Origin of the sequence: Natrinema gelatinilyticum (assembly GCF_024266705.1) — an archaeon.
Classification (GTDB): domain Archaea; phylum Halobacteriota; class Halobacteria; order Halobacteriales; family Natrialbaceae; genus Natrinema; species Natrinema gelatinilyticum.
Genome location: NZ_CP100756.1, coordinates 2,112,837 through 2,126,194, shown reverse-complemented (window position 1 = coordinate 2,126,194; position 13,358 = coordinate 2,112,837). Strand labels below are relative to the sequence as shown.

General features: G+C 63.1%; 11 protein-coding genes. 7 read left to right on the top strand and 4 right to left on the bottom strand.

Annotated features, from left to right (window positions below; translation table 11 throughout):
* Positions 1 to 112 precede the first annotated feature (112 nt).
* Positions 113 to 454 (top strand): 2Fe-2S iron-sulfur cluster-binding protein, encoded by a 342-nt coding sequence (locus NJU76_RS10360; protein ID WP_254528202.1) that lies wholly within the window; start codon positions 113 to 115, stop codon positions 452 to 454.
* A 175-nt stretch (positions 455 to 629) separates the two neighbouring features.
* Here NJU76_RS10360 and NJU76_RS10355 read toward each other — a convergent pair whose 3' ends face one another.
* On the bottom strand, positions 630 to 1,805 hold the full coding sequence (locus NJU76_RS10355; RefSeq protein WP_254528200.1) for an MBL fold metallo-hydrolase: 1,176 nt from the start codon (positions 1,803 to 1,805) through the stop codon (positions 630 to 632).
* Between the two features lie 105 nt (positions 1,806 to 1,910).
* Between NJU76_RS10355 and NJU76_RS10350 the strand changes: the two genes are divergently transcribed.
* The 3 genes from NJU76_RS10350 to NJU76_RS10340 all read left to right on the top strand — a co-directional run bounded on the left by NJU76_RS10350 (position 1,911) and on the right by NJU76_RS10340 (position 4,978).
* Positions 1,911 to 2,546 (top strand): ferritin family protein, encoded by a 636-nt coding sequence (locus NJU76_RS10350; protein WP_254528190.1) that lies wholly within the window; start codon positions 1,911 to 1,913, stop codon positions 2,544 to 2,546.
* Positions 2,547 to 2,768: 222 nt separating this feature from the next.
* A complete protein-coding gene (locus tag NJU76_RS10345; protein ID WP_254528188.1) occupies positions 2,769 to 3,554 on the top strand; it encodes a helix-turn-helix transcriptional regulator in 786 nt (261 codons plus the stop codon).
* A 146-nt stretch (positions 3,555 to 3,700) separates the two neighbouring features.
* The gene (locus NJU76_RS10340) at positions 3,701 to 4,978 is read left to right on the top strand and encodes an RNA-guided endonuclease InsQ/TnpB family protein (protein WP_254528186.1); all 1,278 of its coding nucleotides are present in this window, start codon (positions 3,701 to 3,703) and stop codon (positions 4,976 to 4,978) included.
* A gap of 42 nt (positions 4,979 to 5,020) precedes the next feature.
* Here the strand turns inward: NJU76_RS10340 and NJU76_RS10335 are convergent, their stop codons facing one another.
* The 3 genes from NJU76_RS10335 to NJU76_RS10325 form a co-directional block, all read right to left on the bottom strand.
* Positions 5,021 to 5,728: a hypothetical protein gene (locus NJU76_RS10335; RefSeq protein WP_254528185.1), complete on the bottom strand. Its 708-nt coding sequence runs from the start codon at positions 5,726 to 5,728 to the stop codon at positions 5,021 to 5,023.
* A gap of 244 nt (positions 5,729 to 5,972) precedes the next feature.
* Entirely contained in the window at positions 5,973 to 7,145 is a 1,173-nt protein-coding gene (ftsZ, locus tag NJU76_RS10330) for a cell division protein FtsZ (protein WP_254528184.1), read from the bottom strand.
* A 159-nt stretch (positions 7,146 to 7,304) separates the two neighbouring features.
* Complete coding sequence (locus NJU76_RS10325) at positions 7,305 to 8,675, bottom strand: D-aminoacyl-tRNA deacylase (protein WP_254528180.1); 1,371 nt, start codon at positions 8,673 to 8,675, stop codon at positions 7,305 to 7,307.
* Positions 8,676 to 8,806: 131 nt separating this feature from the next.
* Here NJU76_RS10325 and NJU76_RS10320 point away from each other — a divergent pair, with 131 nt between their 5' ends.
* The 3 genes from NJU76_RS10320 (at position 8,807) to NJU76_RS10310 (ending at position 13,325) form a co-directional block, all read left to right on the top strand.
* Positions 8,807 to 11,254, top strand: coding sequence for a PAS domain S-box protein (locus tag NJU76_RS10320; protein WP_254528178.1), 2,448 nt, complete (start codon positions 8,807 to 8,809; stop codon positions 11,252 to 11,254).
* Positions 11,255 to 11,321: 67 nt separating this feature from the next.
* Positions 11,322 to 12,326: a DUF7344 domain-containing protein gene (locus NJU76_RS10315; RefSeq protein ID WP_254528176.1), complete on the top strand. Its 1,005-nt coding sequence runs from the start codon at positions 11,322 to 11,324 to the stop codon at positions 12,324 to 12,326.
* 195 nt (positions 12,327 to 12,521) lie between these two features.
* Positions 12,522 to 13,325: a shikimate dehydrogenase gene (locus NJU76_RS10310; protein WP_254532453.1), complete on the top strand. Its 804-nt coding sequence runs from the start codon at positions 12,522 to 12,524 to the stop codon at positions 13,323 to 13,325.
* Positions 13,326 to 13,358: the final 33 nt, after the last annotated feature.

The window sequence follows — 13,358 nt, the reverse complement described above, 5'->3', positions numbered from 1 at the left end:
TTCGGCTGTAGTGACCACGCCGCTGTTGCGGCTTAGCACGTCTAATCACCGTCGAGACAGTCCTGATAAATGGGAATAAAGAGTTTTAGTGAGGTCGTCCGTATCCACCCGTATGACAGCGTACACCATCGAGTTCGTCGGAACGGGTGAGACGATCACCTGCACCGACAAGGAGACGATCCTCAGCCGGTGTCTCGAGGAAGGCATCGCCCAAGAATACTCCTGCCGAGTCGGAATGTGTCTGGCCTGTTCCGCCGAAATTCTCGAAGGCGAGGTGACCCAACCGGCCGCCCGCGGACTGACCGAGACGGAAGCCGAAAACTACGCGCTGACTTGCATGGCCCGGCCGCAGTCGGACCTGAAACTCGACCGCGGCAAGTATCCCCCAAGCATCGAAGCCGGGGCCGGCCTCGAGAGCGATAGCGCCCGCGACGGCGCTGTCGCCGACGACTGATACGGTCTGCTGTAACGGTGTACCGGCGCACCCACAGGACGGTCGCGGTTGCACCGGTAATGACGTACAGTAGTCCGTATGAGCGCCGCGGTTCCGATCGTTCGTTGCCACCCGTCGGCGGCAGGCGGTGTCGGTCCCGTCTCGTGACTCCATTCTTCGTCCGTCGACTCGACCGTCAGTCGGCGACCGCGCAGTTGTTCGGCCCCAGCTCGAGTTCGAACGCCGTTTCGGGGTCGACGTCCTCGAGACCGAGATTCGTTGCGACGATCCGCCCGTGGTTTGCCGGCCGCGGCGGAAGGTCGCTCGTCGCGTGGGTGACGAACTCGTCTTCGGTCATCGAGAGCGCCGCGAGTCGATCACGCAGTGCCTCGAGTCGGTCAGCGTACGTCCCGTCGGCTCGAGGATCGGCGGCCGTACTGTAGTGACCCGGCGCGATCACCGTCTCGGACGGTTGTTCGAGGACTCGATCCCGCAGGCTCTCGAACAGCCGCCGGGCGGCGGCCGGTGCCTCCTCGCTGCCACCTTCGAGGTCTGGTCGGCCGACGCCCTCGAGGAACAGCGTATCACCGGTGAACAGGACGGACCCCAGCCGGAAAGAGAGCGATTCGGTCGTGTGGCCGGGGGTCGCCATCGCCGTCAGCGCCGACTCACCGATATCGAGTTCGTCGCCGTCCTCGAGTGTCACGGCGTCGAACACGAGACCGCGAGCGCGAGCGCCGCCCGGAAGGACGGATTCAGCTTCAGTCCGCGATGCGAGGTCGCGGACGCCGCTGACGTGATCTGCGTGGACGTGCGTATCGATCGCATACGCGAGTTCGGCACCGAAGCCGGCGGCGTCCTCCACGTATCGGTCCGAAAACGCCCGCAGCGGGTCGATCACCGCCACTTCGTCGCCGCTGACGATCGAATACGACAGACAACCGCTCGAGGGCCGGTCGTATTGGAAGACTCTCGCGGGCGCGTCGACCTCGAGTTCGCGAGCCACGTACAGGTCGGCCCAGGCGTCCATCCCGCCGGCGAGGTTCTGTGCTTCGATGCCCGCCTCCCGCAGGAGCCCGACGGCGTGGGCGCTCGCTTCCCCGCGACCGCAGACGGCGACGATCGGCTCCGACAAGTCGGCCACGAGGTCGTCGACGTCGCCCGTCGCCTGGGCCTGGATGAAGCGAACGTGGGGTATCTGGACGGCCTCGATGGCGTCGCCCTCGAGGTGCCAGCGCTCGAACTCGTCGCGGTCGCGGACGTCGAGGACCGTCGTCTCGTCGCCGGATTGCAGTCGGTCGGCGAGCGCGTCGGGAGCGATCGAGGGCTGCTCGTCATCCGGTCGGTCGGCGTGGTCGATCCTGTCTGTCATATCCGAACGTACGCGATCGAGGCAGGTAAAGTCGCGCTCCGAACCGCCGGCAGGGCTCACTGGATCGCCACCAAGCTTCAACACGATCGGTGGTGTCGGTTCCGTATGACCGCCGACGAATTTCGGTCTACACTCGAAGAATCGATGTCCGTCGAACTCGAGCGACTCGGATCGTCCAAACTGCTGATCGCACTCACGGACGCGGACCTGACGGAAGAGCAAGTTCTCAGGACCGCAGCGGACAGCGAGTGCGCCGCCGCGGATACCTTCGAGACGTGGGCCGACGACGAGGAAGACGAGGGCGCACGAGAAGCGTTCGCCGAGTTTCGAGATCAGGAACGAGATCACTGCGATCGGGTGGTGGCCATGCTCGACAGCGAGGACGAGGTCACCGACGTCGAGGGCGGACCGATGCACGACCGTCTCCGATCCCTCGAGACGACTGTCGACCGCCTGGGCGGCGTGGTCGGCCGAACACTGGTCGGAAATCGGGCTCACCTGCAGGTCGTGAACTTCTTCGTCAACGAAGGAAACGAGCGACGGGCCGACTCGTTTCGGGAGTTGCGAGTCGAGACGGCGGCACAGGGTGACCGAGCGCGTGCGGTGCTCGAGGACGTGTGCGACGGTTCCGAGGACTGGGACCGTGCGCGAGCGGCCGCCGAGGACGTGATCGACGTCGCGTACGAATCCTACGCTGACTCGCTCGGCGAACTGGGCCTCGATCCAAAGCCGATCTGTTGAATCGGTTCCTCGCGCCGACTCGACGATGTGACTGTGAACCGACGGACGTCGTCGCAGCCGCCCGTTCGAAATCGAAACTCAGAATCGGAATCGGAATCGGATGTCGGCGCGGGTTCGCCTCGAGATTACGTCAGTCGGCGGTTCGGACGTATCTATATTCACCCGTCGACCACAGTTCACCGTATGAAAAGGTTTTTGACTAGCACTTTCCATGGAGGATCAATGAAGGGGGAGCCGTCCGGGGACGACCTCCAGGACGACATGCTGGAACTGGTCCGCCGGCACGAGGTCTTCGAAATTCTGACCCAGGAGACGCTCGAGAAACCCGAGCTCGCCGCGACCCTCGAGGTATCACCGGCGACGACACACCGGATCCTCGCCTCGTTTCGCGACAAGGAGTGGATCACACGGACGGACAGCGGGTACGCGTTGACGCCACTCGGCGCGCAGATGGGGCGAACGGTCGAAACCTACCGGTCTGCCGTCGTGGAGACGCATCGGCTGGCACCGCTGTACGAGACTCTTACGGCTACGACGCTCCCCGTCGCCGTCGATATCGACTGGTTCGCCGACGCCACCGTCACGGTCGTCGAACAGCGCGATCCGTATCGACCGTTGAACCGGTTCATCGACCTGCTCGAGGAAACCTCCTCGCTCCGCGGCTGCGATACCACGTCGGTCGCGCCGACGTACGTCGACGATATCCACGAGCGCATTCTCGACGGGATGCCGGTCGATATCGTTTTCGAGACGCCGGTGATCGACCGACTCGCATCGGAGTACACCGACCTCACGGACGACGCTTTCGAACGGGAGAACCTCAGGCTGTGGGCTCGCGACGAACTCCCGTTCGGGCTGGCGTTATTCGACGACCGGGTCGGAATCGGTGGCTACGACGCAGAGTCCGGAATTCTCTCTGTTTTCGCCGACACGGACGATCCCGAGGCGTACGCGTGGGGAGAACAGCTCTTCGAAGAGTATCGGGCAGCAGCGGATCGGATCGTTTAGCGGTGGCGGTGAGGGTGCCAAGCCCCCACCTTCAATGAGCGACCGGAGGGAGCAAGTAGGCCGGGGATACGGCACCCCCACGAGTCTCAAACACGAGACAACCAGAATCTTTACCGTAGAAGCTGTCGTACATAAAGACACATCGGATGATATACAGCCCTCGTTTTCGATTGCTCCCAACCACGGAGCAACGCGAAGCGATGGACTGGACCCGGAACATCGTGCGACAAACCTACAACCACGCAATCTGCGAGTTCAACAAAATTCCCAACGATGCGGGCACGCTCCGCCAGCGCGTCTGGAGCATCCGCGACAGGCTCCCCACGATGAAAGACTGGTGGCCCGACCTGAAACAGGTCTACTCCACCGTCCTGCAGAAGGCCGTCGAGCGCATCCGAGACAATATCGAGAACCTCGGGAAGCTCAAAGCCAAGGGCTACAACGTAGGATCGTTGAACTGGAAAAAGCCCCGAGAGTACAGGAGTTTCACGTACCGCCAATCAGGCTTCGAACTCGACACGAAGAGTGGCCCGAACGGACGCGGACTCCTCATCCTCACGAAACTCAAGAGCAAAACCCGCGAAATTCCGATTCGCCTCCATCGAGACCTCCCAGACCACGAGCAGATCAAAGAGGTGACTCTCAAGAAAGAGCCGACCGGCGCGTGGTACGTCTCGTTCTGCATTAAGACAGATGAACCCGAGACGCCCGCCGTCGAAGACATCCATCCCGATGACACCGTGGGTCTTGACCTTGGTGTGCTACACTTCATTCACGATTCGGATGGGCGCTCGATCGGGCGGCTCGACCTGTCCGCTGACCGCGAGCGGCTCGAACGCGAGCAACGCTCGCTCTCTCGGAAAGAGTACGAATCAAACAACTGGGAGAAGCAACGCCGCCGTGTCGCAGAAGTCCACGCTCGGATGTCGAACAAGAAGCAGGACTTCAAGCACAAGCTCGCGCATTTCTACACCACCGAGTACGACGCCGTCTTCGTCGAAGACCTCACCGTAAAGGAGATGCTCGAATCACCGGAGAATGCACGGAACAAGGCCGAGGTCGGGTGGCGCGAGTTCATTACCATCCTCGAACACCACGGCGAGAAGAACGGCTGTCACGTCAAAGAAGTCGAGCCGCGCGGGACGACAAAGGAGTGCGCCTCGTGCGGCGTTTCGACGTGGAAGCCCATCTGGAGACGCGAGCATTCGTGTCCGGCGTGCGGGTTCGAACTGGACAGGGATTGGAACGCGTCGTTGAACGTGCTGTCGCGTGGTCTCAACACACTAGGAGTGGTTCACTCCGAATCTACGCCCGTGGAGACTGCGACCGCTGTGGACTCGGCTTCCGTGTCTGCAAGTCGTGTCGTTGAAACGGGAAGCCCCTCCCTCAAGGAGCCGCCGAAGGCGGCGAGTAGGGTGGGGTAGTTCACCGGGGTCAGTCGCGAGCCGACCCGTATCGGTGATGAGTCACTCCTCGACAGAGACTAACGACATCTCGTATGTTCGTCGTCCGTTTTCGTCGTAGTACGCGGTATACGGGGCCATCTCGAGTTCCGGAGAGAAACACCCCTCGTGGACCGTATTCCCGTCTATTTCGGTCACGGACACGTAACAGTCGACACCCGCGTAGGATCGCTGTTCCGTGACTTCGAACCGCATCGATCCGTCCGACGAGGAGTACGACCACTCGTTGCCGACCCTGAGGGTACGCCCCTCGTACTGAGCCATCGTCGGTGAAAAGACCGTCGCGATGACGAACGGACCGGCCGGTGTCATAATCAACTGACTCTGGAGATCCTCTTTTGTTCCGGTGACGGTCGTTTCGAATTGCGTCTCCGTGGTGTCATAGCGTACGGAGACCGTCGCGCCGGCGTCTGTCACATCCGTGACGTCCCACACCAGCGTCCCCTCTCCATCGTCGGGCGAGTACACCTCGTATGTGTACGTGACCGGTCGGGCGAATTCGAACGGTTTCCAAGTCGCATCGGCGCCACCGGTTCCGCCATCCGTCCCACCGTCTCCGCCATCCGTCCCACCGTCTCCGCCATCTGTCCCCGACGAGTCGGAGGGCGCGTCGCTGTCACTCGAACAGCCGGCCAGCAATCCCGCCGACACGGCACCGAGCGTGGAGAGCAATCCTCGTCTCGAGGACCGAGGGTTCGAACGTGAATCCATTACTGGTAGTGGGTTCGGGGATATCTTGTACTCACTCCGTGACAAAAATTCACCGGCTGAACAGTAGATGTGACCGAACGAACGGACTGGTCTCGTGTGGCTCGTAAACGAATAGCGAATGAACAGTTGGCATCGGATACGACGACCGACCCATCGGGTCACGTGATTTTCGATCCGAAACGGTGTCGAGGTCGGTCGGGAGGGCTGAAACGCGGTGGTGCGACCGGGCAGTTGGCGCGGTGAGTCAATCGACGAAGTCGATGTCGTCGCCCTGCGCGGGCGCCTCAGGCTGAACGGCGGCCTCGCCGTTGGGGCGCCCGTAAATCTGGGGCGACTGAACGCCAGTAACGACTATCATCGTCCGCATGCTGCCCTCGAGACTCTCGTCGATCGACGTCCCCCAGATGATGCGAGCGTCGGGGTCGATCCGATCGTAAATCTCCTCGACGACGCCTTCAGCTTCTTCGATCGCCATGTCGTTCCCACCGGTCACGTTGACGAGCGCGGAACTCGCCCCCGAGATATCGACGTCGAGCAACGGTGACCGCAGCGCGGTCTTGACGGAGTCCTTCGCTTTGGCTTCGGAATCGGCTTCGCCGAGTCCGATCATGGCCACGCCGCCCCGTTCCATGACGGTACGGACGTCGGCGAAGTCCAGGTTGACGAGGCCTGGTTTCGTGATGAGTTCCGTGATCCCCTTGACCGAGCGCATCAGGACCTCGTCGGAGACCTTGAACGCCTGTCTGACTGGAAGCTTGCCGACGGAGTCGAGCAGCCTGTCGTTGGGGACGACGATAACGGTGTCCGAAACGTCGCGGAGGCGCTCGAGACCTGCCTCGGCGTTGGTCCGTCGAACTTCGCCTTCGGCGGTAAAGGGCGTGGTGACGATCGAAATCGTCAATGCGCCGGCTTCTCGGGCGGCTTTCGCGACGACCGGCGCAGAACCAGTTCCGGTACCGCCGCCGAGTCCGGCTGTGACGAAGACCATGTCCGAGCCGTCGATGGCATCGTAGATGTCCTGCTGGCTCTCGAGGGCGGCTTCCTCCCCGACCTGGGGAAGCGAGCCAGCTCCGCGGCCGCCGGTCTTTTCCTCGCCCATGAGAATCTTGGTGTCGGCGTCGATCTCGACGAGGTGTTGGACGTCTGTGTTGGCGGCGACGAGTTTTGCGCCGTGGATTCCCTCCTCGTGCATCCGATTGATTGTGTTGCCGCCGGCACCGCCGCAGCCGACGACCGTGATGTCTGTCTGGAGGTCCTGCAGGACGTCCTCCAGTTGGTCGTCGGTCATCGTCCCCGTTTGTCGGCTATCTGATGTGTCACTATCAGATGATTGTCCCTCACCAGGAGCGCCGTGGGGAGCCCCGGCGGGGTCTCCGTCCTCAGCCTTGTCGATTGCGTCGTCGATGATGGAGTCCATTCTTGGCCCTGACTAAAAGATGAAGCGTAATTACCTTTCCCCCTAGATGTCAGACGGACGTCTGACACGTTAATAAGATGTTACGAACACACTCGCCGTTGAGGCGAGTTCGCGAGACGCCGGGGAGTATACCAGTATTACTATCGACGGCCAGTCCGATCATATCGGGAATCTGTGCGTTCGTTCCGTTCGAACGCTCTCGGGACTGACTGTTTCCCCGTCGACCGTGACCGGGGTCCCCTCGGCGAGCTCGCCGAACTTCGGTCCCTCCGGAACGCCGGCTTCGAGAGCCAGTTCGGGATCGAACGCCGTCTCTTCGGCGACGACCGCGTCGTCCTCGAGTCGGACCGAGTCGTATTTCACCTCGAGGACGTCAGCCAGGGCTGTGATAATCGACGCACGTGGATCGCTCGAGTCGATCCGAGTTTCGGTATCGCCGCGTGTTTCGTCCCGGTTCTCGGCCCTGGGGACCGCCGCACGCGAGCCGACGCGGCTACCGCCATTGTCCGTCGCGAACGCGACTGTGTTTTCCTCGACGATCGTTCGGACGCGGTCGTGGTCGATCCCCTCCGCCGTCGTGACGAGGTCCGGCGGCAGGTCGACGACCGAAACCGTCTCTGAGAGCCGATCGCCGAAGCGGATCCCGTCGTCGATCGGACCCAGATTGGACTCGATCGCGTCGACGTGGTCGAGCGGCCGGTCGCCGACCTCGCGCAGCCAGGTCTCGCTGACGACGCGGCAGTCCATACCGTCCAGGGTTTCCTCGAGAACCCGCCACTCGCCGTCGATGAGGGCAGTTTCGGCGTCGCTGGCCTCGAAGGCCCGTCGGATGACGTCGCGGTGGGTCGTCGGGTGGCCCATCGCCTCGAGCGCCCAATCGGCCGCGACGTGGCCCACGGCCCACGGCGTCTCGCGGACGATCCGTTCGAACCGCGGTGCGTAGTGGTTACCGCCGAAGCCGACGATCTGACGGTCGCGATGGGGGGCGACGCTTCGAAGCTCGAGAATGGCGCGGGCGACTGCATCGGCACCGGCCGGGTCGTCCCACTGTTCGTCGCCGCTCCCGAGTTCCGCGAACAGCGACGGACAGCCCACGTCAGTCGGACCGTGGTGGGTACACTCCATACCGACGTCGTACGATTCGGGTGCGTACTCGTCGAAGGCCTCGAGGAGATGGGCCAGGGCGTTCGGCGCGGCGTCGGCCAGCGCGTCCGGTTCGCCGCCGAACTCGGCCGGGCCGAAATTGCCGGTGAAGTGTCCCGTCAGCAACGGCCCGGTGTCGCCGGAGTGGCGCGACGCGAAGACGAGCAGATCCGGGTCGCAGTCGAAGGCCGACGCCGGGCGCTCGAGTTCGATGTGCAATCCGTCGAACGCGCGGAGTTCGGCCCCGTCGGTCCGGTAGTATGTCCCACCGCCTTCGGCGTCCGCTCGAGTCTCGTCCTCAGTGCGGTCCCAGTCGGCGCGTTCACGGAGTCTCTCGCAGATGTGTTCCGAGGCGCGGTCGGCGCGGCTTTCGACGATCGCGATCACGAGATGGCGTCGGTACCGGGGAGAGGAATAGTCTGCGCTTTCGTCGAGGAGGATAGTCCCGTGGCAAGCGCAGCCCGTTAGTTATTCGGATGTGGAAATGGAAAAAAGACCACCGTAGTTTGGTGGCTGCCATGAGCGAGAATCCGTCAAAGAGAACGGGGTCGTCGAACGAGCCCGATCGTCACGAAACGTGCACCGACGAGGTGGTCGACTGTCAATTCGACATCCACGATTTCAGCATGCTCGTCGGCGACTGCGCCGTTGCAACGTTCGACACCGACGGGACCGTTTCTGCGTGGAACGACGGGGCACGACGGCTCACTGGATACGACGACGAGGCGGTCGGCGACTCGCACTACCGACGCTTCTTTCCACCAGACGCGCGCGAATCCGGCCGGCCCGAGCGGGTGCTCGAGCGGGCGCGAACGACCGGAAGCATCGAGAACAACGCCTGGCGAGTCCGTGCCGACGGACGCCGGTTCTTCGTCCGAGAAGTGATCGTGCCGGTCCGCGAGGACGGCACGATCGGCGACGAAGGCGGTCTCGAAACCGACGATATGGGCGGGTACGTGTGGTTCGTTCAGGACCATACCGAGAGACACGAGCGCGAACAGAAACTGAGCGAAGAGAAGGCCTTCGTCGAGAGCGTCTTCGAGGCGCAGCCGGACGTCGTCTACGCGTTCGACGCTGACGAAAACTATCTCGAGTGGAACGATCGGGTGCCGGTGGTGACGGGCTACACCGAAACGGAACTGGCCGAGATGAATCCGATCGAGTTCATCGCACCGGAGGACCGAGAGCGGATCCGGAACGTGATCCAGCGGGTTCTCGAAGAAGACGAGTACGTTACCGCTGAAGCGAACCTACTCACGAAAGACGGGCGTCGAATCCCGTACGAGTTCAACAGCGCCCGCATCACCAGCGACGACGGCACCGTCCTCGGGTTTACCGGCGTCGGTCGAAACGTGCGCGAGCGAAAGGCTCGTGAGCAGGCGCTTCGCGAGGAGAAGGCCTTCACGGAAAGCATCCTCGAGGCACAGCCCGACATTCTCTACGCCTACGACACCGAGGGGAACCTCATTCAGTGGAACGACCAGTTCGAACGTGAGACCGGCTACACACCGTCGGAACTCGCCGACGTGAATCCGCTCACGTTCATCGCACCGGAGGATCGAGAGCAAATCGGGGACGCGATCGATCGCATCCTCGAGGAGGGCGAACGGGTAACCGCCGAGGGACGGGTTCTCACCAGCGACGAGGATCGCATCCACTACGAGTTCAACAGCGCCAGGATTACCGACGACGATGGCACCGTCCTCGGATTTACCGGCGTCGCCCGCGATATCAGCGACCGGAAAGCCCGCGAGCGAGAACTCGAGCGCCTCGAGCGACTGAACGCGACCATTCGAACGATCGACGAGACGATGGTCACGGCAGATACCCGCGACGAAATCGAGTCGGCGATCGTCGAGGAGTTCGCAGCCGCCGATCCGTACCGGTTTGCCGTCATCGGGCGAACCGATCCCGCCTCGCCGAGCGACCGACAGTCGGTGGATCCAGCGGCCTGGGCCGGGGTCGACGAATCGACGGTCGAGGGCCTCTTCACGACGTTCGTCGACCCGCCCGCCGAAGCACACGCGACGTCGCCGGTCGAAACGCGGACTGTCCAGCGGTATCGGAACGTAAGCGAGAGTCCGGTCAACGAGTGGCGAGAAACCGCCCGCGAATGCGGGTGCGACTCGATCGCAGTCGTGCCGATCGTCGCAACCGATCGAGCGTTCGGTGCGCTCGTCGTCGGTGCCGACGAAGCCGACGCCGTCGCCGATCGGGAGCGAGAGGTGCTACAGGAGTTCGGCGGAACGATCGGCCACGCTATCAACGCGATGGTCGTTCGGCAACTCCTCTATATGGACACTATCGACGAACTCGTGTTTGAGTCGACCGACCGTGGTGATACCTGTATCAGGCTCTCCGAGGACCTCGGCTGCGAACTGTCGCTCGACCACATCTTACCGCTCACGGACGGGGTGTTCGTCTATTACCTCACCATCACCGGGGCCGATCCCGAGCGAATTCGCGAGGGCGTCCGGGACGACGACGCGATATCTGAACACCGACTCGTCGACGCGACCGACGACGAAAGCTACTGGGAAATCGTCGTCCGTGGCTCCGCGATCGCCGAACTACTCACGGAGTACGGAGCGCGGCTGCAATCGAAAGTGGTTCGCGACGGCATCGGGAAACTGACGGTCCAGGCGAGTCGCGATGCCAACTTGCGGGAACTCGTCGACGGAATTACGTCGGCGTACCCCGACACGGAACTCGTTTCGAAACGAACCGTCGACCGACCCATCGAAACGCGAGGCGACTTCCGGCACACCGTCGAATCGCTGCTCACGGAGAAACAGCGCTTCGCCCTCGAGGCGGCCTACCACGGCGGGTACTTCGAGTGGCCGACGCGAAACAGTGACGCAACAGAAGTCGCGGATCGACTCGGAATCGCCCGTCAGACCTTCCACCAGCATCTCCGGGTCGCACTCGAGAAACTGCTTTCGGCGTACTTCGGGACGGGCGACTGAGTACCACTCGGCGATACCAGAGCATGCTGGTACACAGCTTTCCCCCGTTCGTTGTCACTATCGTGTAATGAGTTTACCCCCGTCTTCCGAGGCGACGACTGCGGTCGACGTCCTCGCGGAACCGCGGCGGCGATACGTGCTCGCGGCGTTCCTCGAGCGATCGGACGCGGTGCCGACGGACCGATCCACGGCCTCGCCGCGACTGTCGGTCGACGCGCTGGCGACCGAGGTCGCGACCATGGAATACGGTCGTCAGATCGTGCCCGACGATCAGTGCACGCAAATCGATATCGATCTGAGACACGCTCACGTCCCGCGGTTGGTCGATATCGGAGTCCTGTCCAGACGGACGCGCGGAGACGCGACGACGGTTGCGCTTCTCGACCACCCGATGCTCGAGATCGAATGGGTCCAGGCGCTCCTCGCTGATCCGACCGGCGAAACGTTGGACATGGATGAGGAGGTACTGAACCGAACGCTCAAAGCACTTCGTGCGCCACGGAGACGGACGGTCTATGCCGTTCTCGCAACGCGGCGTGAACGCGTTTCTATCTCGGATCTCGCCGCGGTAATCGTCACGCTGGAAGACGACGGCGAAATGGACCTCGCCGAGGTGACCGACGCGGAAACCGCACCCGTCACCAGTTCGCTCGTCCACTCGCATCTTCCCGCACTGTCGGATGTCGGCCTCGTGTCGTACGACGCGGCGGCGAAGCGCGTTTCGCTCGCCACCGACTCCCCCCAACAGGAGACGAATTGGTTGCTCAAAGGGCTACTTTCCGACGCTGTCGACGTTCGACACGCTGAACAGACAGACGGTACGACCCAGAGACGGCCGATTGCGGACGAACCGACGACTGACGCACCGACGGACGACGGGGCAGCGGCGACCGACGTTCCGGCAGCGGACGAGGCGGCGACAGCCGCTGATCGCGACAAGATGTTGTGGACACTGGCACAGCCGCCCGCGGAACGCTCGAGTACCGGCGGGCGATCGTCACGAGAAATTACGACTCCTTCAGAGACATCGTCGGCTGTGAGCGATCCACACGACGGACCCCCGTCGACGTGAATCACAACCCCGAATCGCTAGTCGAACGACGGTGACGAATTCGGTGTCGCGGGCCGTCTGATACTCGTGTCGTTGACCGTACGAGGTTCCGGATCGAGGCATCCCGGCGGGCGAGAGTGCGTTGTATTCGTGACGTTGCCACTCGAGCCAGACCGATTATAGTCTCGCCGCCCGGAGTGTGAGCAAACGATGGCTATGGACGTATACGGTCTGCTCGGCAACCCCGTGGGCCACTCGCTGTCGCCGCCGATGCACGAGGCCGCCTACGACGAACTCGGAATGGAAGCCCGCTACGTGACCTTCGAGCCCGATCGGACGGGGCTCGGAGACGCGATTCGTGGTGCCGACGCGCTCGGAATCGCGGGGCTCAACGTGACAATTCCGTTCAAGCAGGCCACCCTCGAGGTCGTCACGCCCGACGACCTGGCGACTCGGATCGGCGCGGTCAATACGATCGATTTCTCGGGATCCGGACCGCCGACGGGATACAATACCGACGCCGTCGGCGCACTACGCGCGCTGCGCGATCACGAGGTTACCCTTGAGGGGGTGCGGGCGGTCGTCGTCGGTGCCGGCGGTGCCGGTCGTGCGATCGCCTTCGGTCTCGCCGACGCCGGGGCGACCGTCGCGATCGCTAACCGGACCGAGCCGAAAGCGCACAGCCTGGCCGAGGAAGTGCCTGGAGCGACGGGCGACGGCCTCGCGGAACTCGGCCAACTGGTGGCGAACGCCGACGTGGTCGTCAACGCGACGAGTGTCGGGATGGAAACCGACATCTCGCCCGTCCCTGCGGACGCCCTCCACGGCGACCTTGCCGTTCTGGACGCCGTCTACCGACCGCTCGAGACGCGGTTGCTGCGCGACGCCGCGGACGCAGGAGCGACGACCGTCGACGGGGCGTGGATGCTGCTCTATCAGGGGGTCGAGGCGTTCGAAATCTGGACCGGGCGGGAGGCACCGGTCGCGGTCATGAACGACGCGCTTCGGTCGCGGCTGTGAGGCGGCCACCGAACATGTCTTCTTTGACAGTAT

Coding starts and splice junctions, on each gene's coding strand:
- NJU76_RS10360 (WP_254528202.1), top strand. CDS start 113: ATGACAGCGTACACCATCGAGTTCGTCGGAACGGGTGAGACGATCACC.
- NJU76_RS10355 (WP_254528200.1), bottom strand. CDS start 1,805: ATGACAGACAGGATCGACCACGCCGACCGACCGGATGACGAGCAGCCC.
- NJU76_RS10350 (WP_254528190.1), top strand. CDS start 1,911: ATGACCGCCGACGAATTTCGGTCTACACTCGAAGAATCGATGTCCGTC.
- NJU76_RS10345 (WP_254528188.1), top strand. CDS start 2,769: ATGAAGGGGGAGCCGTCCGGGGACGACCTCCAGGACGACATGCTGGAA.
- NJU76_RS10340 (WP_254528186.1), top strand. CDS start 3,701: ATGATATACAGCCCTCGTTTTCGATTGCTCCCAACCACGGAGCAACGC.
- NJU76_RS10335 (WP_254528185.1), bottom strand. CDS start 5,728: ATGGATTCACGTTCGAACCCTCGGTCCTCGAGACGAGGATTGCTCTCC.
- ftsZ (WP_254528184.1), bottom strand. CDS start 7,145: ATGGACTCCATCATCGACGACGCAATCGACAAGGCTGAGGACGGAGAC.
- NJU76_RS10320 (WP_254528178.1), top strand. CDS start 8,807: ATGAGCGAGAATCCGTCAAAGAGAACGGGGTCGTCGAACGAGCCCGAT.
- NJU76_RS10315 (WP_254528176.1), top strand. CDS start 11,322: ATGAGTTTACCCCCGTCTTCCGAGGCGACGACTGCGGTCGACGTCCTC.
- NJU76_RS10310 (WP_254532453.1), top strand. CDS start 12,522: ATGGACGTATACGGTCTGCTCGGCAACCCCGTGGGCCACTCGCTGTCG.